This is a genomic window from Stenotrophomonas sp. STEN009, assembly GCF_056760395.1.
On record NZ_JBRRES010000001.1, the window covers coordinates 53,007 to 73,949 of the forward strand.

Annotated in this window: 12 protein-coding genes; 4 read left to right on the plus strand and 8 right to left on the minus strand. The window is 67.0% G+C overall.

The window, feature by feature from the left end; genetic code table 11:
- Positions 1-8: 8 nt before the first annotated feature.
- From ACVOMM_RS00250 to ACVOMM_RS00260, 3 genes are read right to left on the minus strand one after another with little or no spacing between them, the layout of a single operon-like run.
- A complete protein-coding gene (locus tag ACVOMM_RS00250; protein ID WP_481525731.1) occupies positions 9-1,730 on the minus strand; it encodes an alpha-amylase family glycosyl hydrolase in 1,722 nt (573 codons plus the stop codon).
- Complete coding sequence (locus tag ACVOMM_RS00255; protein WP_065182400.1) at positions 1,730-3,217, minus strand: MFS transporter; 1,488 nt, start codon at positions 3,215-3,217, stop codon at positions 1,730-1,732. Before ACVOMM_RS00255 ends, ACVOMM_RS00250 begins: the two co-directional genes overlap by 1 nt.
- Positions 3,214-5,406 carry a glucosidase family protein gene (locus ACVOMM_RS00260; protein ID WP_481525732.1) on the minus strand — a complete coding sequence of 731 codons (2,193 nt, stop codon included), beginning with the start codon at positions 5,404-5,406 and terminating at the stop codon, positions 3,214-3,216. Before ACVOMM_RS00260 ends, ACVOMM_RS00255 begins: the two co-directional genes overlap by 4 nt.
- Before the next feature lie 237 nt (positions 5,407-5,643).
- On the opposite strand from ACVOMM_RS00260, the gene ACVOMM_RS00265 reads away from it, so the two are divergent.
- Positions 5,644-7,698: a glycoside hydrolase family 97 protein gene (locus ACVOMM_RS00265; protein ID WP_180875400.1), complete on the plus strand. Its 2,055-nt coding sequence runs from the start codon at positions 5,644-5,646 to the stop codon at positions 7,696-7,698.
- 225 nt (positions 7,699-7,923) lie between these two features.
- Positions 7,924-10,680 carry a TonB-dependent receptor gene (locus tag ACVOMM_RS00270; protein ID WP_065174735.1) on the plus strand — a complete coding sequence of 919 codons (2,757 nt, stop codon included), beginning with the start codon at positions 7,924-7,926 and terminating at the stop codon, positions 10,678-10,680.
- A gap of 248 nt (positions 10,681-10,928) precedes the next feature.
- Here ACVOMM_RS00270 and ACVOMM_RS00275 read toward each other — a convergent pair whose 3' ends face one another.
- Positions 10,929-12,542 (minus strand): alpha-glucosidase family protein, encoded by a 1,614-nt coding sequence (locus tag ACVOMM_RS00275; RefSeq protein WP_481525733.1) that lies wholly within the window; start codon positions 12,540-12,542, stop codon positions 10,929-10,931.
- A 215-nt stretch (positions 12,543-12,757) separates the two neighbouring features.
- On the opposite strand from ACVOMM_RS00275, the gene ACVOMM_RS00280 reads away from it, so the two are divergent.
- Positions 12,758-13,756 carry a polyprenyl synthetase family protein gene (locus ACVOMM_RS00280; RefSeq protein ID WP_180875398.1) on the plus strand — a complete coding sequence of 333 codons (999 nt, stop codon included), beginning with the start codon at positions 12,758-12,760 and terminating at the stop codon, positions 13,754-13,756.
- A gap of 108 nt (positions 13,757-13,864) precedes the next feature.
- On the opposite strand, the gene ACVOMM_RS00285 is transcribed toward ACVOMM_RS00280, so the two are convergent.
- Positions 13,865-14,656 (minus strand): dienelactone hydrolase family protein, encoded by a 792-nt coding sequence (locus ACVOMM_RS00285; protein WP_065174562.1) that lies wholly within the window; start codon positions 14,654-14,656, stop codon positions 13,865-13,867.
- Between the two features lie 127 nt (positions 14,657-14,783).
- Between ACVOMM_RS00285 and ACVOMM_RS00290 the strand changes: the two genes are divergently transcribed.
- Positions 14,784-15,374, plus strand: coding sequence for an SMI1/KNR4 family protein (locus ACVOMM_RS00290; protein ID WP_481525734.1), 591 nt, complete (start codon positions 14,784-14,786; stop codon positions 15,372-15,374).
- A 93-nt stretch (positions 15,375-15,467) separates the two neighbouring features.
- Here the strand turns inward: ACVOMM_RS00290 and murD are convergent, their stop codons facing one another.
- The 3 genes from murD to ACVOMM_RS00305 form a co-directional block, all read right to left on the minus strand.
- A complete protein-coding gene (gene murD, locus ACVOMM_RS00295; RefSeq protein ID WP_481525735.1) occupies positions 15,468-16,877 on the minus strand; it encodes a UDP-N-acetylmuramoyl-L-alanine--D-glutamate ligase in 1,410 nt (469 codons plus the stop codon).
- Positions 16,858-18,210, minus strand: a complete 1,353-nt coding sequence (gene murL, locus ACVOMM_RS00300; RefSeq protein ID WP_481525736.1) for a UDP-N-acetyl-alpha-D-muramoyl-L-alanyl-L-glutamate epimerase — start codon at positions 18,208-18,210, stop codon at positions 16,858-16,860. Before murL ends, murD begins: the two co-directional genes overlap by 20 nt.
- Positions 18,211-18,286: 76 nt before the next feature.
- Positions 18,287-20,881, minus strand: coding sequence for a bifunctional aspartate kinase/diaminopimelate decarboxylase (locus ACVOMM_RS00305; protein WP_053516666.1), 2,595 nt, complete (start codon positions 20,879-20,881; stop codon positions 18,287-18,289).
- Positions 20,882-20,943: the final 62 nt, after the last annotated feature.

Below are 20,943 nucleotides of genomic sequence, written 5' to 3' on the forward strand. Positions count from 1 at the left end.
CGGCGCCCTCACCGTCCCAGACGCTGGTCCCGAGCCTTCTGGTCGGCCATCGCCCTGTCCAGCTCTGCCTGCAGCGCTGGCTGCTGCACGGAGGCATCCAGCACGTACACCTTCACGCCATGCGCGGGCACTTCGGCCTTCAGGGAGGCATCCACCTGCAACGAACCGCCGTCCAGCGCGTCGCGCCAGCGGCCCGCCTGCAGGTAGCGCTCCACCTGGAAAACCGTCGCCTTGTCGCCCTTGTTCAACAGCACCAATGCGGTCTGTGCCACATCCCCCTGCTGCAGCACACGGAAGAACACCGCCTCATTGCCACGCAGGCGCTCGTTCACCTGCAGGCCGCGCTGCAGCGCCGGGGTGGCCTGGCGCAGCTGGGCGATGCGCCGCAGTGGCGCGAAGATCGGGCTCTGCGGTGCGGCATCCACCCGCGCCTGGCCGAAGTAGGCACGGTTGCCGGCATGCTCGGCACGGCCCCGCATGAAGCCGGTTTCCGAGCCGTAGTAGACCACCGGGATACCACGGGCGGTGAACAGCCAGTTGTGCGCGTCGATGAAACCGTTGTCGCTGGCCTGCAGGCGTGGCATGTCGTGGTTGTCGTAGAAGCTCATCAGCTCGTACGGATTGGCATAGGGGCCGCCGGTCAGGTGCAGCGGCTCGGCCAGCGTCTCGAAGCCCTTGCCGGCGGTACCGAAGGTCTGTTCCAGCGCGCCACGCAGCGGGAAGTCGAGCACGCTCACATTGGCGTTGCGCGGCCAGGTGTGCTCGGCAATCCTGCTGGCGTCGTAATCAAAGGCCTCGCCGAACATGAACATGTTCGGATGCTCGGCACGGATGCGGTTCACGAACTCGTGCCACCACGGGTGCGGCAGCCAGCCGATGGTATCGATGCGCAGTGCGTCCACGCCCTGCGCGGTCCACTGCAGGTACGCGCCGACGAGGTAGTCCATCACCGCCGGGTTGTTCTGGTTGAAGTCGGACAGCTCGGCCAGGTTGCCATCGAAGATCGAGCCATCCTTGCTGTCGACCGGACCGATGGTGTTGTAGAACGCATGCAGCGGGTTGTGCTTTGGATCCAGCTTCTGCGGGGGCAGGTTCTGGTGGTCGGCGATCAGCTTTCCATCCTTGTCGAAGATCTGGCCGAACTGCGGCTGCCGTGTCGGCATGGTCCAGGCCGGCGAGCCGTGGTTGCCGACGATGTCCAGCACCACTTTCAGGCCGGCACCGTGCAGGCCCTTGGTCAGGCCTGCAAAGTCCAGGTCCTTGCTGGGCAGGTGCTCGTCGAGTTTGTAGAAGTTGATGCCCCAGTAACCGTGGTAGCCGGTCTTGCCGCGGTCGGTCAGCGTGCTGGTGCAGCTGATCGGCTTGCTGCCGGTGAACGCCTCATCCGGATTGTCGACGATCGGCGTGATCCACACCGCACCGAAGCCGAGCTGACGGATGTAGTCGGCGTTGTCGAGCACGCCCCTGAAGTCGCCGCCGAGGTAGCCGATGTTGCCGTCCACCTTGTCCGGGCAGGGCACCGGAATGTCGAACGTGCGGTGGCTGCCCCCCTGATCGCGATGATCGTTGGACGGATCACCGTTGACGAAACGATCGGTCACCACGAAGTACACGGCATCGCTGGCGAACGGTTCGAGCGTGCCCACGTAGTCCGGGCGCGATGCGGCCTGTACCGCCGTGGCGAGCAGGGCCAGCGACAGCCCCAGCGACATTCTGGAATACACATGCATCACGCACTCTCCTGATGGGCCGGCACGCGAAGCACGCACAGCCCGGCAATGAACAGACTCACTCCACCCAGCACCAGCACGTGCAGGGGATTTCCGCCCAGCCACTCGCGCAGTGCGAAGCCCAGCGCGCTGGCGGCGACCAGCTGCGGAATGACGATGAAGAAATTGAACAGGCCCATGTAGATGCCCATCTTCGCCGCCGGCACGCTGTCGGACAGCAGGGCGTACGGCAGCGACAGGATCGAGGCCCAGGCGAAGCCGACGCCGGCCATGGACAGCAGCAGCCAGGTGGGGTCCTTGATGAACATCAGCGAGATCAGGCCCAGCCCTCCGAGCCACAGGTTCACCAGGTGGCTCCAGCGCAGGCCGATGGCGCGCACCATCGGCGGGATCAGCAAGGCGGCCAGTGCGGCGAAGCCGTTGTAGGCGCCGAACAGCACACCGACCCAGTTGGCACCCTCGTTGTACGCCGCCGACTGCGGGTCGGTGGAGCCGAAATGCGTGCCGGCCACCGCTGCGGTGGTGTAGATCCACATCGCAAACAACGCAAACCACGAGAAGAACTGCACCCAGGCCAACCGGCGCATGGTCACCGGCATCGCCCGCAGATCACCCACGATCGCCGCCAGCATGTGCGCCTGCGGCAGCGTACGGGCCAGCGCAAGAAGCACACCATAGCCCGCGCAGAGACCCGCCAGCACGTAGAGCATCCTGTCGCCCTGGCGCGCGGCGATCACAGCGGCCAGCAGCACGCCTGCACCCAGCCACAGCGCCACCTGCGCCCACGGTGCGGGGCCACTCGCAGCGGCGGCGGCATGGTGCGCCGGCGGCTCGGCGTCATCGAACCCGGCCAGTTCTGCCGGTGAATACTCGCGGGTACTGACCACGGTCCAGGTGATCGCCGCCAGCAGCACTGCCGCACCGAAATAGAACGCATAGCGCACCGTATCCGGCACCTCGCCGGCAGCGGCTGTGTTGGCCACGCCGAAGTGGGCCAGGATGAACGGCAGGAAGCTGGCAACGATGGCACCGACACCGATGAAGAAGCTCTGCATCGCGTAACCGGCCGGTCGTTGGCGCGGTGCCAGCTGGTCGCCCACGAAGGCACGGAACGGCTCCATCGACACGTTGATCGAGGCGTCCAGCACCCACAACGTGCCCGCCGCGATCCACAACGCAGGCGAGTTGGGCATGACCAGCAGGGCCAGCGTGGTCAGCACCGCACCGATCATGAAGAACGGGCGACGCCGGCCCCAGCGCGTCCACGTGCGGTCGGAGAGATAACCGATCACCGGTTGCACCAGCAGGCCGGTCAACGGTGCGGCGATCCACAGCCCGGGCACCGATTCCATGTCCGCGCCAAGCGTCTCGAAGATGCGGCTGGCGTTGGCGTTCTGCAGAGCAAAACCGAACTGGATGCCGAGGAAGCCGAAACACATGTTCCAGATCTGCCAGAACGACAGCTGCGGTTTGGCAGGGCGGTTCATCGTGCGTCCTCCGCCGTGACGACCGGCGCCAGCGTCAGCGCCTTCACCTGCGCCTGGTTGAGCACGCCTTCGCGCCCGCCCTTTCCGCCGGTGTAGTGCGCGAAATGCTGCAGTGCGCTCATGTTGAAGCCTTCTTCAAGCGCGACCGTGCACGGCCCCTTGGGCACAGCGAACGTTGCCGAGGTCGAGTCCTGCACGGCCACGCTGTGCGGCATCGCAACCGTATGCCGCTGCAATGGCTGGCCCGGGCACTGCAGCACCAGTTGCTTGACCGCAGCCGTGACGCCGGTGTTGATCGGCCCGTTGGGGTTGCGGTACTGCAGGCGCAGGCGCACCTGCCCGGCCTTGGCCGAGGTGAACTGCCAGCGTTCCTCGCCCTTCAGCACCTGCTGCGGACCGACGCAGAGCATCGGGCTGTGCAGCGATTCCAACGTGCCTTCGCGCCGGGTCAGGCTGAGGCAATGCTGTAGGCCATCGTCGCTGATGCGCGCCACGCCCTTGCTGTCGGTGACCGCCTTGCCGTCCTTCCACAGCACCTGATCGGCTGCCACCGGAACGTTCCAGCCCGCGCCCTTGCGCAGGGCCTGCGGCGCAACCGGCGTGGCCGGTGCACGCATGTTGGCATCCGCAGCCGTGGCAGCGAAACCGGTTGCTGCCGGGGCGGCGACCAGCTGCACCGTCGTGGTGCTGCCACGCGTGGTGGTTCTGCCGGCCACCAGCAGGCCATCGCCCACGTTCTGCGGGCGCTCCAGCACATAGCGCTTGCCGTTGGCTTCCAACGTGATACGGGGATGTGTGCCGAACAGTTCCGGCACCAGCGCGGCCGGCAGCTTGGGCTGCACGCGGCCATCGTCCTGCACGCCGAACACGCCTTCGGTGACCATGGCCAGATAGCCGGCCACCGACCACAGCTGGCGCTCTGAATTGACCACCGGCCCGCTCAGCGCGCCTTCGTCCACATGCACGGCCTGGCTGACCAGCTCGTAGTTTTCCATGTTGGAACCAGCCAGTGCCGCCCCCTGCATCAGCGAGCGGATCTCGGCGGCGATGCGCGGCGCGTCGTCCAGCTGTCGCGCAGCACGCAGCGAATACGCACTGACGAACGGCCAGATCGCACGGTTGTGGTAGATCGGCTGCTGGGCTTCCTGTGGCCACACCACCGGGCTGCCGGCCGGCCCCATCGGGTAGTTCGCCAGCGCGCGGCGCGCCCGCGCCTCGGGCAGCACGTCGGCCAGGATGCCCAGCGACAGGCCCAGCAGGTCGACCTTGGCGTAGGGCACCGGATGCGCCGCCTCACCGATGTAGCTCATGTACTGGCCCATGTCGTCGCGCCAGAAGCGCGCATCGATCCGTACCGCCAGTTCATCGGCCCACGCCTTGTACTGCGCACGGCGATCATCGCCCCGCTGCGCGGCCATCTGCTCTGCCAGCCGCAGTGCCTGGTAGTGCAGGACGTTGGTGGACAGCGCGTAGGAATCACCGATCAAGCGCACGTTCTCCCGGGTCCAGTCCGGATACGTCTGTTCACGCCAGTCGAGGAACGAGGTTTCGCCGCGATAGAGGCCCATCTGTGGGTCGAACACCATCGCCCGGTCCTGCGCCAGCGTGCCCTGCAGCGCCTGCCAGACCTGTTCGGCAAAAGCAGGATCATCCAGCAGGTGGCGTGCGGCCAGGAACCACACCACACGGTCGCTGCTGATCGGCCAGCTGCCGCCGGAGCCGGTATCCTGCGCGACGAACAGGCCGGGCGTGCGCCCATCGCGGGCAGCCGACAACTTGAACTGCAACGACTGACGCGTGCGCTGCGGATCCAGCCGCGCCAACGCCAGGTCGGCGGCGAAGCTGACATCGCGGGTCCACACGTAGGGCCAGCGGGCGCCGGTCTGGAAGCAGTCGCATGGCACCGGCCGCCCTTCGTCAAAGGCGGGGTCGCGGATCGCATCGACCCGGTCCTGCGCCATCTCCTGCTGGGCCAGCGCGAACAGCGCGTCGAACATCACGCTTCCGGTCTGGCTGCGCATCGGCGCGGCGGCAATCGGCACAGCGCCGTTCGGCGTGTGCAGCACGAAGCTGCCCTTGGCAGCCGCTTCGGCACGCGCATGGCGGCCGTCGAATTCCAGGTCGGCCGCATGCGCGGTCGTCCCCAGCGCTGCCCCCAGGGCAGCGGTCAGGCAAATGATCTTCAGCATCGAAGCGGCAGACCGGCTTGCGCCCGTCGACCTCCCTCCCTCTCTGCACCGTTTATAGGTCCGCGCAGCCGTGACCGGCGCGCGGGCGCGGCGCCTCCCTCAAGGTGCCTTGGGCCCATGGTAGACGCGGGGCTGTCGCCTGCGTCCAGCTGCATACGTATTCATGCACCGACGCGGCAGTACGCCCGCCGGGCTGGCTTATGGTCCGGGTCTGCCAACGGCGCCTTGGGAGGGGAAATGCCGATGTCATCCAGTGTTGTACGTGCGGTGTTCGCGCGAATCATGGGCGTTGCGCTGCTGGGCCTGGCCACGCTGGCGCAGGCCGCCCCGCAGATCACCAGCGTCCAATCGCCCGGCGGCGTGCTCAAGGTCAGCTTGGTGCTGGACGGCGGCACCGCCCGCTACCGGGTGGAGCGCTTCGGTGAAGCCGTAGTGGAGGATTCCAGGCTTGGCTTCGAACTGCGCGATGGCCGCCTGGACCGGGATTTCATCCTGCTCGGGCAGCAACGACGCAGCGTCGATGAGACGTGGGAACAGCCGTGGGGGGAACGCCGCCTCACCCGCAACCACTTCAACGAGCTGACCGTGCAGTTGGCCGAAACCACCAGCAGCAAGCGCCGGCTGGATGTGGTGTTCCGCGTCTACGACGACGGCCTGGGCTTCCGCTATGTGTTCCCTGAGCAACCGAACCTGCGCGAAGCGATCATCGACGACGAGCTGACCGAATTTGCCATCGCGGCAGACTCCACAGCATGGTGGATCCCCGCCGGCGAACCGATCCACTACGAGTATCTCTACCAGCGCACGCCGCTGCGCGAGATCCCGCTGGTGCACACGCCGATGACGCTGCGCAGCCGCGATGGCCTGCACGTTGCGATCCATGAGGCTGCGCTGGTGGACTACGCCGGCATGTGGCTGCGCCGCACCGACGGCCAGCGCCTGCGCGCGCAGCTCTCGCCCTCGGCCGAAGGGTGGAAGGTACGCCGTGCCCTGCCCTTCGTCACGCCCTGGCGCACGCTGCAGATCGCCGACCGCGCCGGCGGCCTGGTCGAGTCCGACCTGATTCTCAATCTCAACGAGCCCAATGCACTGGGCGATGTGAGCTGGGTGAAGCCGGCCAAGTACCTGGGCGTGTGGTGGTCGATGCACCTGGACAACGAAAGCTGGGCGACCGGACCGAAGCATGCGGCGACCACCGCCAAGACCAGGAAGGTGATCGATTTCGCCGCCGCGCACGGCTTCCGTGGCGTCCTGGTGGAGGGCTGGAATCCCGGCTGGGACGGCATGTGGGTGGGCAATGGCTACGACTTCGACTTCACTCGCGCCACGCCCGATTTCGACATTGAAGCGCTTTCGGCATATGGACTGAAGAAGGGCGTGCACCTGATCGGCCACCATGAAACCGGCTGTGCCATCGAACACTATGAGGCGCAGCTCGACGCCGCGCTGGACCTGTATGCGCGGCTGGGCGTGGACCAGTTCAAGACCGGCTATGTCTGCGACGACGGCCAGGTCGACCGTCGCAACCCGTCGGGTGGCCCGCTGTGGCGAGAGTGGCACGACGGCCAGTTCATGGCGCGCCACCACCTGCATGTCGTGCAGGAAGCCGCGCGCCGGCACCTGTCGGTGAATCCGCACGAGCCGATCAAGGACACCGGCCTGCGCCGCACCTATCCCAACTGGATCTCCCGCGAAGGCGCGCGCGGCATGGAGTACAACGCCTGGGGCCAGCCGCCGAACCCGCCCGAACACGAAGTCAATCTGGTGTTCACCCGGATGCTGGCCGGACCGATGGATTACACCCCCGGCATCCTCAGCCTGAAGGGCCGCCACGGCCAGGCCATCCCCAGTACCCTGGCCCGTCAGCTGGCGCTGTACGTGGTGCTGTACAGCCCGATCCAGATGGCCGCCGATCTGCCCGAACACTACCTGCAGCATCGGGAGGCGTTCCGCTTCATCGAAGACGTGGCGGTGGACTGGGAGCAGAGCCGCGTGCTCGACGGTGAAGTGGGCGACTACGTGACGATCGTGCGCCGCGACCGCAACAGCCGTGACTGGTTCCTGGGCAGCATCACCGACGAGCATGGCCGCGTGCTGCCGGTGTCGCTGGGCTTCCTGGAGCCGGGCGTGCGCTACCGCGCGGAAATCTATCGCGATGGCGACGGTGCGGACTACCGCAGCAATCCGTTCGCGTTCACGCGGCAGACGCGTGAAGTGACCAGCGCCGATGCACTGACCCTGATGCTGGCGCCGGGCGGCGGGCAGGCCATTCGGTTCACGCCATTGGAGTGATGAATGCCCCCTCGTGACGTTCGCCGGGCATGGCCCGGCGCTACCGTGGCGGGGATCTGAAAGCGATTACAACCCTGCAAACGTCATTGAATACGTATGCAGGGTGATTCCCGCGGAGAACCCGCTGCCTACCATAGCGGCGACGACAGCGGCCACCGCGTCGCACGTTCACGGCGTTGCCGGAACGACCTCGAAATGAACAACAACATTGCCTGGGAGGGGAAAATGTTGAACCACAAGCGCAGCGCGCTGAGCATCGCGCTGGCCGTTGTCCTGGCGCCGTCACTGGCGGCGGCACAGACCACGCAGAGCACCACCACGCCGGCCGGCACCGCCGCCACCAACCTGGATACGGTGCAGGTCACCGGTATCCGCCGCGGCATCGAGAACGCGATCGCGATCAAGCAGGACGCCACCTCGGTGGTGGAAGCGATCTCCGCCGAGGACATCGGCAAGCTGCCCGACGTCAGCATTGCCGAATCCATCTCGCGCCTGCCCGGCCTGGCCGCGCAGCGCGTCGCCGGGCGTGCACAGGTGATCAGCGTGCGCGGCCTGTCCCCGGACTTCGCCACCACCCTGCTCAACGGCCGTGAGGTCGTCAGCACCGGCGACAACCGTGGCGTCGAGTTCGACCAGTATCCATCCGAGCTGGTCAACGGCGTGACGGTGTACAAGACGCCCGATGCGGCACTGGTCGGCCAGGGCCTGTCGGGCACCATCGACATGCAGACCGCCCGTCCGCTCAGCTTCCCCGACCGGGTGATCGCCGTCAGCGGGCGCCTGCAGAAGAGCTCGCTCGGCGATGCGGCCAACGTCGATGAGTTCGGCAACCGCTTCAGCGCCAGCTACATCGACCAGTTCTTCGACAAGACCCTGGGCATCGCCATCGGTTACGCGCACAGCGACAACCCGATCCAGGAAAACCAGGTCGGCCTGTACGAGCCGTGGACCACCCAGTACACCACGGACGGAAAACGTCCCGGCGTTGCTGCAGGCACCTATTTCTCCGACGGCATCAAGGCGCTGCGCCGTACCGGCAACAACAAGCGCGATGGCGTGATGGCCACGATCCAGTTCCGGCCCAACAACAGCTGGAGCAGCACCTTCGATGCGTTCCACACCGAAGCCGAGCAGATCGACACCGCCAACCAGTTCGAACTGAACCTCAGCAACTACAACGGCAATTACCTGCCGGGCCTGCTGATCAGCAATCCGCAGATCAACGCCGACGGCACCTTCACCGGCGGTACCGCCAGCGGCGTGTACCCGCTGGTGCGCGGCATGTACAACAAGCGCAAGGACAAGATCGACGCGTTCGGCTGGAACAACGAATTCAACTTCGGCAGCGTCAAGCTGGTCGCCGACCTGAACTACTCCAAGGCCACGCGTGACGAGCTGAACCTGGAGAACAATCTGCAGCTCACGCCCATGCCGCAGCTGGATACGGTCGGCGTGCAGATCCGCCAGAACGGCTTCTCGCAGATCAGCCCGGGGCTGAACTACTCCAATCCCGATGCCCTGTTCCTGACCAACACCATCTATGGGTCCGGCTACGGCAAGGTGCCGAAGGTGGAAGATCGCCTGAAGGGCGGCAAGCTGGCGGCGACCATCGCCCTGCCCGAAGCGATGGCGTCGTGGGCACCGGACCTGGACATCGGCGTGAACTATGCCGATCGCCGCAAGGTCAAGACCCAGTCCGAGGGCAACATCCTGCTCGGTGCCCAGGGCGATGCCAACATCGCGGCGGACCTGCAGTACGACCCGGTGAACCTGGGCTTTGCCGGCCTCGGTACCATCCCGGCCTGGAACGTGCCGGCGGCGGTCGCCCGCTACATGACCTTCGATCCGGTCGACAACCTGGACTACCTGATTCCCAAGTCGTGGACGGTGCAGGAGAAGATCACCACCGCCTGGGCGCGCCTGAACATCAACACCGACATCGGCGTGGTCGGCGTGCGCGGCAACATCGGCGTGCAGATGCAGCGCACCGATCAGAGTTCGGACTCCCGCTACTGGGACGCGTCGCAGCCCGCCGGCAGCAACGTGCAGCCCTACTCCGACGGCCGCAAGTACAACGACTGGCTGCCGAGCCTGAATCTGGCCTTCATGTTCCCGCACGAACAGACCCTGCGCTTCGCGGCAGCCAAGCAGGTCGCGCGCCCACGCGTGGACCAGATGCGCGCCGGCCTGGAGTTCGGCGTGGATACCTCCACCGGTCGCCCCGGCGGCAGCGGCGGCAATCCGCGGCTGGACCCGTGGCGCGCCACCGCGCTGGATCTGTCCTATGAGAAGTACTTCGGCGAGAAGGCCTACGTCGCTGCGGCGATCTTCTACAAGGACCTGAAGAGCTACGTCTACACGCAGTCGGTGGACAACTACGACTTCAGCGGGCTGCTCGGCAACTACGTGCCGCCGCCGGGCATGGTGGTGCCCGTGCTGCCGACCGGCACCTTCTCCACGCCGGTGAACGGTGAGGGCGGTACCCTGCGCGGCCTCGAGCTGACCGGTTCGTTCCCGCTGGAGATGCTCACCGACAGCCTGCGCGGCTTCGGCGTGCAGGCCAGTGCCACGTTCAACGACAGCGACATCAAGATCCTCGACCCGGAAAGCGCCTCCAGCGTGGGTACCGATCCAATCAGCCTCCCGGGCCTGTCCAAGCGTGTGTACAACTTCACCGCGTACTTCGAGCGCAATGGTTTCGAGGCCCGCGTGAGCCAGCGCCGTCGTTCGGACTTCATCGGTGAGATCGGCAACTTCAACGGCAATCGCACCCTGCGTTATGTGGTGGGCGAGAACGTGACCGATGCGCAGATCAGCTACACCTTCAGCGACAGCAGCGCCCTGCGCGGGCTGACCCTGCTGCTGCAGGGAAGCAACCTGACCAACGAGCCGTACCGCACCTACGCCGGCACCAAGGATCGCCCGCTGGAATACATCGAGTGGGGCCGCACCTACGTGCTGGGCGTGAACTACAAGTTCTGACCCTCACCGGGCAATGCCGGCCCCGGGCCGGCAACCGCCCATCGAATGCCCGACGCTGCCCGGCAACCGCTCCATCGGTAGCGCCAGGCCATGCCCGGCGGCGAGGACCGCAGGCATGACCGGAAACCCGCTGCGCCTAAGCAGCGGGTTTTCTTTTGGGCGGGGTCCGCCAGCCACGGCACGGCCCATAAAAAAGGGACGGGGCGCTTCGGCCCCGTCCCCGCAAGTACCGCCACCGGAGAAATCGATCAGCTGCGTCGTGCGCAGAACACCGCACGCGGCGGCAGCTGGAGTTCGCCACCCTGCACCGTGCCCGCATCCGGGCCCGGCACATCCATCTGCTGCCAACGGCCGGCCGGCAGCGGATGGGTCACCGCCTCGCCCGACAGGTTGAAGGCCAGCAGGAGGGTTTCATCTGCAAGCATACGCTCGAACAGCAGCACGGGCTCACTGCTGTCAAGGAACCGGATGCTGCCATGCTGCAGGACGGGCTGATGGCGACGCCAGCCCAGGAATGCCCGGAAGGCCGCCAGCACCGACTGCGGGTCAGCGTCCTGCACCGCGACGGCCGCTGCCCGGTGCCCGGCCGGAATCGGCAACCACGGCTGACCGGTAGTGAAACCGGCCAGTGGCGCATCCGTCCACGGCATCGGAGTGCGGCAGCCATCGCGGCCCTTGAAGTTCGGCCAGAAGGTGATGCCGTAGGGATCCTGCAGCGCCTCGAACGGCACCTCGGCCTCGGCCAGGCCCAGTTCCTCGCCCTGGTACAGGCAGACCGAGCCGCGCAGGCAACTCAGCAGCGCCACCAGCATGCGCGCCAGGCGCGGATCGGCCGGATGGCCGCCCCAGCGGGTGACCGCGCGCTCCACATCGTGGTTGGACACCGCCCAGCACGGCCAGCCTTCAGTCATCGCGGCTTCCAGGCGCGAGACAGTCTCGCGGATGTAGGCCGCGCTGTAGTCGTCCACCAGCAGTTCAAAGCTGTAACCCATGTGCAGGCGGCCAACGCGGGTGTACTCGGCGGTGGTGGCCAGCGAATCCTCCGAGGAGATCTCGCCCAGGCTGACCGCACCGGGGTACTGGTCGAGCAGCGCGCGCAGCCGCTCCAGGAACGGCAGGTTCTCCGGCTGCGTGTTGTTGAAGTAGTGGTACTGGTATGCGTACGGGTTGTCCGGGCTGAAGCCGCGGCCAACGCGCTTGTCAGCGGGCTTGGCCGGGTTGTCGCGCAGCTGCGCGTCATGGAAGCAGAAGTTGATCGCATCCAGGCGGAAGCCATCCACGCCACGGTCCAGCCAGAACCGCACGTTGTCCAGCGTGGCCTGCTGCACCTGCGGGTTGTGGAAGTTCAGGTCCGGCTGGTCGACCAGGAAATTGTGCAGATAGTACTGTTCGCGGCGCGGTTCCCACTGCCAGGCGCAGCCGCCGAACAGCGACAGCCAGTTGTTGGGCGGCGTGCCGTCCTCACGCGGGTCGGCCCAGACGTACCAGTCGGCCTTCGGATTGCTGCGATCCTGGCGGCTCTCGCGGAACCACGCGTGCTCGATCGAGGTATGGCTGAGGACCTGGTCGATCATCACCTTCAGCCCCAGGCCGTGGGCCTTGGCCAGCAGGCGGTCGAAGTCCTCCAGGCTGCCGAACAGCGGGTCGACGTCGCGGTAATCGGCGATGTCATAGCCGAAGTCGGCCATCGGCGACTTGAAGAACGGCGAGATCCAGATGGCATCCACACCCAGCGTGGCGATGTGGTCTAGGCGCTGGATGATCCCTGGCAGGTCACCGACCCCGTCGCCGTTGGCGTCAAGGAAACTGCGCGGATAGATCTGGTAGATGACGGCTCCGCGCCACCATGGATAGTGCGACATCGACAGCCCCCCTCCGGGCATGCGGGACCCGCCGGAAGCGGGCCGAAAACCAAGTCCCGCAAGCTTAGCGGTGCCTCCCCGGGGATGGCGCCACCTGCATACGTATTCACGCCAGGCAGTCACGGACGGCCGGGGCGATCAGACCCGCAGGCCGGTTTGCGCCCGAATTCACGGGCAGCGCCTATAATCATCGACGAGCCTGAAAGCCTGATCGCATGACCATCACCGAAGACACCCGCCCCGCCCTGGGCCTGCCCCAGATCCAGTCGCTTGCTGCGGCCGACATGGCCGCCGTCGACGCCCTGATCCGGCGCCGGCTGTCCTCGGACGTCGTGCTGATCAACCAGATCGCGGACCACATCATTTCCGCCGGCGGCAAGCGCCTGCGGCCGATGCTGGTGATGCTGGCCGGTCATGCGGTCGGCCATGCCGGCCCCGAGCACCACCAGCTGGCGGCGATCATCGAGTTCATCCACACCTCCACCCTGCTGCACGATGACGTAGTGGACGAATCCAGCCTGCGGCGCGGCCGCAGCACCGCCAATGCCCTGTGGGGCAACGCACCGAGCGTGCTGGTTGGCGACTTCCTGTACTCGCGCAGTTTCCAGCTGATGGTCGAGCTGGACCGCATGCCGGTGATGCAGATCCTGGCCGACACCACCAATCGCATCGCCGAAGGCGAAGTGCTGCAGCTGCTGCACGTGCATAACCCGGATACCGACGAAGCGGCCTACCTGCGCGTGATCGAGCGCAAGACCGCCGTGCTGTTCGCTGCCGGCACCCGCCTGGGCGCGCTGGCCAGCGGCGTGGACGAAGCCACCCAGCAGGCGCTGTACGACTACGGCATGCATCTGGGCTACGCCTTCCAGATCGCCGATGACGTGCTGGATTACTCGGCCAACGCCGAGGAGCTGGGCAAGAATCTGGGCGACGACCTCGCCGAAGGCAAGGCAACGCTGCCGCTGATCCATGCCATGGCCCGCTCCGACGACGCCACCCGCGAGCGCCTGCGCACCATCGTGCAGGAAGGCGATGCGTCGGCAATGCCGGAAGTGCTGGCCGCGATCCACGCCACCGGCGGCCTGGACTACAGTCGCCGCCGGGCCGAGGAATACGCAGAGCGCGCCGAGCGTGCGCTCGACGGGCTGGGCGACAATGATGCCGTCGCCGCTCTGCGTGGACTGGCCCGCTACGCGGTGCAGCGCACGCATTGACCGCGCTCGCCCGGGGGCGGGCCCCCCGGCCCGCGGGGGGCGCGCCCCGCGGGGCGGGGGGGGGGGGGGTGGGGCGGGCCGGGCCCCCCCCCGGGCGAACCCGGTGCCTCAGCGCTTCTCGAAGCGCTCCTCGAAGAACTCATCCAGTGCCTTCCACGCGCGCTTCGCCGCCCGTTCGTTGTACTGGCACCCCGGCGGATTGTTGGCATCACGCTCGGCAAAGCAATGCACGGCGCCGCTGTAGTTGGTGAATTCCCAGTCGACCTTGGCGGCATTCATCTCGTTCTGGAAGCTGGCGATGTCGGCCGCGGTCACGCTCCTGTCATCGGCACCATTGAGTACCAGCACCGAGGGATGCGCTCCACCGGCCTGCGCCGGCAGCGGCGAGCCCAGCCCACCATGCAGGCTGACCACGCCGGCCAGCGGCGCGCCCGCGCGGGCCAGCTCCAGAACGGTGGTACCGCCGAAGCAGAAGCCGACCGCACCGATGCGGCTGGCATCCAGCGGCACCTTGCCGGCCTGTGCCTTGAGCACATTCACCGCCTCCAGCGCACGCGCACGCAGCAGCGGCCGGTCGTTGCGCAACGCGGTGGCGACCGGCCCTGCCTCGGCATCGGTCTTCGGCCGCACACCCTTGCCATAGACATCGGCCACCAGCACCACGTAATCATCGCCGGCCAGCTGCTTGGCCTTCTCGACCGCCGATTCGTTCACACCCTTCCAGTTCGGCACCATCACCAGTCCGGGGCGCTTGTCACTGTCCCCGTCGTCATAGACCAGCACCCCGCTGAAGGTCGTGCCCTGGTGCGTCCACTCCACCGGCTGGGTCTTCATCGCCGCCCACGCCGGCAGCGCCGCCAGACCCAGGACCATCGCCACACCCCAACGCCATGCATTCATGCGCCTGCTCCAGAGAAAAGAAAACAGAGGGGTCGCCTGATGTCCCCCTCCCGTCCGCATTCTGCATTGGCGGCGTGACGCAGGTGTGGTTGGATACGCCCTGATTCCGCCCAGCCCCTGTTTGCGAATGAACCTTGTCGATCAATTCCTGTCCGGCCTGATGCCGCGCCTGCCCGCCGACGATGCTGCGCAATGGGCGCATGTCCAGGGCGCCAGCGCCGGAGACCTGCAACGCCTGCGTGCGCAGTGGCCGCGGGTACCTGACAGTCTGGTTGCGCTGCTGTCGCGCGTGGATGGCACGCATTTCCGCCGGTATCCCGAGGGCGAGGTCTGCGTGCTGATGCTCGGCTCGGACGTGGAAGGCGGCGGATACCCCTACTACCTGCGCTCGGTCGCACAGATCTTCGAGGATCAGCGGCACTGGGACGACAGCATCCGCTCGATCTACGAAGAATGGCTGGACGACGAACCGGAGATTCTCGGCGACGGCATCGATGCCGACGTACCGATGAGCCGCCGCCTGTGCTTCTCGCACTGCATGAACAACGGCGGCACCTCGATGCTGTACCTGGATTTCGACCCGGCCCCGGGCGGCACGATCGGCCAGGTGGTGCGCTACCTGCACGACCCGGACAGCTATGCGGTCATCGCGCCCGGCTTCGATGCGTATCTGCAGCAGTTGATTGACGGCGACTACGCGTTCATCGAGGAAGCGTAGATCCACGCCTGCGTGGATGAAATTGCCGGTGGGTTGCCGGCCCGGATCCCGCCGGGGTCAGAGCCCTTTCCTGCGGAAAGGGATCCGCCCCCCTCAGGCGATGCCCAGGCCCGGAATCGCGCTGATGCTGTCCGGATCGAATCCGGCCAGCTCGGCGAAGTGACGTCCGCGCGCAACGTAATCGCGGTAGGCCCCAAAACTTGGTGCGCCCGGCGACAACAGCACCACCCCGCCCTGCTGGCCCAGCGCAGTGCGTGCCAGCGCCATGGCCTCCGGCAGGTCGACGGCCGCATGCAGCCCGAATCGACCTGCATCGGCCAGCGGCTGCAGCATCGCGTGGATGCGCGGGCCGTTGCTGCCCATGGTCACGATCTCCACCGGCGGCACATCGTGCGCCATGTGCTGCATGAAATCGGTCCAGTCCAGGCCGCGGTCATGCCCGCCCACCAGCAGCGCGATGCGCTGGCCGCTGAAGCACTCCAGCGCCGCCAGACTGGCGTGCGGCGTGGTGCTGATCGAATCGTTGATGTAGGTCAGCCCATCGGCCACGCCGATGCGCTGCAGCCGGTTGGGCAGCGGACGGAAATCCTGCACGGCCGGCGCCAGCGCCGCCGCGTCCAGGCCCAGCGCTTCCAGCGCGGCCAGCACCGCACACAGGTTGCCTCGGTTGTGGCGGCCCGGCAGCGGCGTATTGCGTGTATCGAACACCGCCTGTTCGCCACGATGCACGATGTCGCCACGCATGTGCCAACCCTGCGGCTGGTTGAACCAGACCACCTGGCTGTGCGGCAGCGTCAGTTCCGCCAGATGCGGATCGGCGGCATTGAGCACGGCGATGCACGGAGCGGCATCGGTGACCAGCTGCAGCTTGTCCTCGATATAGCGCTGTTCGCTGCCATGCCAGTCCAGATGCTCAGGGAACAGATTCAACACCACCGCCACCTGCGGTCGCGCGCCACTGCGCGCCACTTCGCCGGTCTGGTAACTGGACAGTTCCACCGCCCAATACGCGGGCGCCGGCTGCGGGTCCAGCACCTCCAGCAGCGGCAGGCCGATGTTGCCGACCAGGCCGGTGCGATGACCGGCGGCACGCAGCAGGTGCGCGACCAGCGCGCTGGTGGTGCTTTTGCCCTTGGTACCGGTCACGCACACGGTGTCATGGACGATGCCGTCGTCAGCGGCATGCTCGGCGAACCAGAGCGCGGTGCCCCCGATGAAACGCGTGCCCCGTGCCGCCGCGGCCACCGCGATCGGCTGGTAGGGACTGATGCCGGGTGACTTGATCACCACGTCGAACGCGGCCAGCGCCTCGGCCGAAGGCTCGCCACGCACCTCCAGTGACCCCTGCGTTTCCGCGCGCGCCGCATCGGCTTCGGCGGCCGGACAGAACAGGCTCAGCGGCAACGTCGGCAGGCGTGCACGCAGCACCGCGAATGCGGCACGGCCCTCACGCCCCCAGCCCCACAGCGCGACGCGCTTTCCTTCAAACTGAGAAATCTTCACGCACCCGTTCCCACAGCGCAGCCGGAATGCGGTGCTCGCCCTGCAGCTGCAGCATCGGCGCCAGCTCCAGTTCGGCCGCGTCGAGCTGCGGCTGGATCTCGTTGCAGAAGCGCTTCACCAGCGCATCTTCCTTCCACTCCGGTCGCTGCGCCAGGGTCGCCATCGCTGCACGCGATTCACGACCTTCGCCCACGCACTCGAACGGCTTGTGATCCTGGAACTCCAGCAGCGCGTCGAAGCCACCGGCCTGCTCGACATCGTCCAGCAGATTGCGACCGAAGATGCGCACGAGGCGGGTCTTGGGCATGAACGGGGCCAGCGCCAGAAACACGAAATGGCACTTCGGGCAGACGCCACACCAACGGTTCACCGGGCGCTCGCCGAGGATATGGAAGTTGCGGTTGCAGCTGGAGAAATGCGCGTCGTAGAAGTCGCTCTTGGCGAACTGGCGGGCCACCGCCAGTTCCGACATCGGTCGCAGCAGCGAGTAGTACTGCAGGTCTGCGGCCACGTGCGCCTGCACATGGCTGCCGAAGGCCTGCTCGAACGCCCAGCCCTTGGACCACTGGTGGTTCACCTCGCCGGTGCCCGGAATCTGGCTGCCGTAGCTGGCCGAACGTTCGTTGGAGAACACCACCTGGTCCACGCCCTGCAGCAGGGCTGCCAGCACCATGATCGCCGAGTTCACCGCGGTCACCGGGATATGGCCGTTCCACGCCCCTTGGCGGTTGAGCTCGAACAGCTCCGGCGCCAGCGCGCGGCCCAGGTTCAGCGTCGGCAGGCCGGTGCGTTCGGCGCAGGCACGGATCAGCTGCGAACCGCCGATCCAGGTGACCGTCTCGTCCACACCAGCCCGTCGCAGCGCTTCGATGCTGACCAGCGAATCCTTGCCGCCACCGATGGCGACCAGCGCATGCGGCTGCAGGCCCACCTCCGGTGCCTGCACCGGCTCGCCCTGCACCGGCAGGCGGAAGCGGCCACGCAGGTTGAGGCCGTTGCGGTAGGCGAACTCGCCCAGGCCGTTGAGGTAGATCGCTTCCACCAGCGCCGCGGTATCGGCATCGATGGCGTAGCTGTCGATGCTGACGATCTCCGGCACGCCGGCCTTGTAGTAGCTGACGCCGGCGATCAGGTGCAGCAGCTGCAGCGCTCGCTGCACGGCAGCGGCGCGCGCCGGGTCGAGGACGAACGGGGCGCCGGGAACGGTGATGGTTTCCACCATCTCGGGGCCATCATCGAAGGCGTAGACCAGCCGTGCCACGCCGCTGTCCGCGGCAAATTCGCAGCGGACGAAGCGGAAACGGGAGACCTGGTGTTTGTCGAAAGCAGTCATGGTGTATCCGGTCAGGCACGGACCCGCGCGGTGGCGCGGGGCGTGTCGGTGGGCGGGTGCAGCGCGCGCAGGGCGATCACTCGATCACATCCTCGCGCGGCAGCGCCCGCTGGTTGTAGGTGTTGGACATCACGTAGCCATAGGCGCCAGCGTCAGCAATCAGCATCACGTCGTCCGGCGCGGTGGACACCGGCAGCTTGCGCCGCTTGCCGAACACATCGCTGGACTCGCAGATCGGGCCGACGACATCGAATGCCGCCTCGGCGTACCCGCCCTGGCGGCTGAGGTTCTCGATGTCGTGCCAAGCGTCGTACAGGGCCGGACGCATCAGCGTATTCATGCCGGCATCCAGGCCGACGCGGCGCACGCCGTCCTTCTCCACCACCTGGGTGGCATGGGTCAGCAGCACGCCGGACTCGGCCACCAGGTAGCGCCCCGGCTCGATGGCCAGGCGGAATGCGGGGTGCAGCGCCTTGACCTCGGCCAGGCCGGCAGCCCACGCGTCCAGATCGAAGGGCTCGTCCTCGTCGCTGTACGGAATCGGCAGGCCGCCGCCGATGTCGATCGTCTGCACGCTGCCGATGCGGCGGGCGAAGCCTGCCAGCTCATCGCACATCAGGCGCCAATGCTGCGGGGTTTCCACGCCGCTGCCCAGGTGGGCGTGCAGGCCGACCACCCGGCTGCCCAGTTCGGTGGCGGCACGGACGAACTCATCGACGCGGGCGATCGGCAGGCCGAACTTGGACTCCTTGCCGCCGGTGCGGACCTTGGCGTGGTGACCTTCGCCGCGCCCCAGGTCCACGCGCAACCACAGCTCGCGGTTGCGGAACAGGTCCGGCCAGCGCTGCAGGGCTTCGACGTTGTCGACGGTGACGGTCACGCCCAGTGCGAACGCGGCCTCGTACTCACTGCGCGGGCAGAAGCTGGGGGTGAACAGCACACGCCTGGGCGAAAGTTCCGGCAGGTGCTGGAACACATGCTTCAGCTCGCCATGCGAAACGCACTCCAGGCCGAAACCCTCCGACTCCAGCAACTGCAGGATGGCCGGGTGGCTGTTGGCCTTGATCGCGTAGTAACGCTGGTCGATCGGCTTGATCGCAGCCAGCGCGCGGGCACGCGCCCGCACGGTCGGTAGGTGATAGACGTAGCGCGGGGTGCCCGCGTCGGCGAGCTGCAGCAGGTGTGCCCGCTGGCCGCGCCACCAGGGCGTGCCGCGCGGGCGAACCGTGCCGGCGATCTCGCGCCAGCGCGGGCCGAACACCTCGGTTTCCTCCACCGGCATGGCGCCGCTGTCGATCAGTTCCGCATGCAGGATCGGCAGCAGGCCATCGGCATCGGCCTCATCGATGACGAAGGTCAGGTTCAGGTCGTTGGACGACTGCGAGATCATGTGCACGCGCTCACGGCCGAACGTGGCCCACACATCCGACAGCTTGTGCAGCAGCGAGCGCATGCCCAGCCCGACCAGGGTGATCGCCGCACAGGGCACGATCACCTTGACCTTGCACACCTGCGACAGGTCGGCCGACAGCGCGGCCAGCACATCGGTGTTGACCAGGTTCTCCGACGGATCCAGCGACACGGTGACATTGGTTTCGGCCGAACCGATCAGGTCCACCGACAGGCCGTGCTTCTTGAACAGGGCGAACACATCGGCCAGGAAGCCGACCTGTTGCCACATGCCGATGCCTTCCATCGACACCAGCACGATGCCGTTGCGACGACTGATTGCCTTCACGCCCGGTACCGGCGCGGCATTGCCGTCGATGCTGGTACCTGGAAGCTCGGGGCGCTCGGTGTCGAGGATCGCCATCGGTACACCGGCATCGCGGCACGGCTTGATCGAGCGCGGATGCAGCACCTTGGCACCCGTGGTGGCGATTTCCTGCGCCTCGTAGTAATCCAGGCGGGTCAACAGGCGCGCGTCCGGCACATCCTTGGGATTGGCGCTGAACATGCCCGGCACGTCGGTCCAGATTTCCACCCGGCTGGCACCGAGCAGCGCACCGAAGTACGCCGCCGAGGTGTCCGAACCGCCACGGCCGAGGATGGCAGTGCCACCGTCCGCGTGCCGCGAAATGAAGCCCTGGGTGATCAGAAGGCGGGTCGGCTGCGCACGGAAGCGCTGCGCCCAGTCCGCATCCGAGCGCCACTGGCAGTTCACCGACAGGCGTTGCGACCAGTCGCTCTGGTTCGGCTGCGGCGGCAGTGCATCCAGCCAGTGCCGGGCATCCATCCAGCCCATGTCCAGCCCGGACGCGCGCAGGTATGCAGCGCCCACGGTCGAGGACAGCAGTTCACCCTGGCCCAGCACGTCGGCCTGCCAGTCCAGCGGCCGGGTGGCCGCGCGCGGATCGTCCAGCAGGCCCTGCAGGGCGGCCAGACGCTCGGCCAGCACTTCGCGGCCGAGGCCCAGCTCGACCAGGAATGCCTCGTGGCGTTCGACCAGCGCGGCGACGCGATCACGGCTGTCCGCCGCGCCGTCGGCGATCGCGGTCAGCTCGTTGGTCACCCCGGACAGTGCCGAAACCACCACCAGCACGCGCGAGCCGGTTTCTTCCGCGCGTTTTTTCGCCAGCTTCCCGATCGTGTCCCAGCGATGGCGACGCGACACCGAGGTGCCGCCGAACTTCAGTACGATCCAACGATCGACAAGGGGGGAAGCTGACATGGATTGGCTATGTGTATTGTGGGGAAGCCGCCCCTGGGGGCGGAACCTTCGATTCTAAGCCC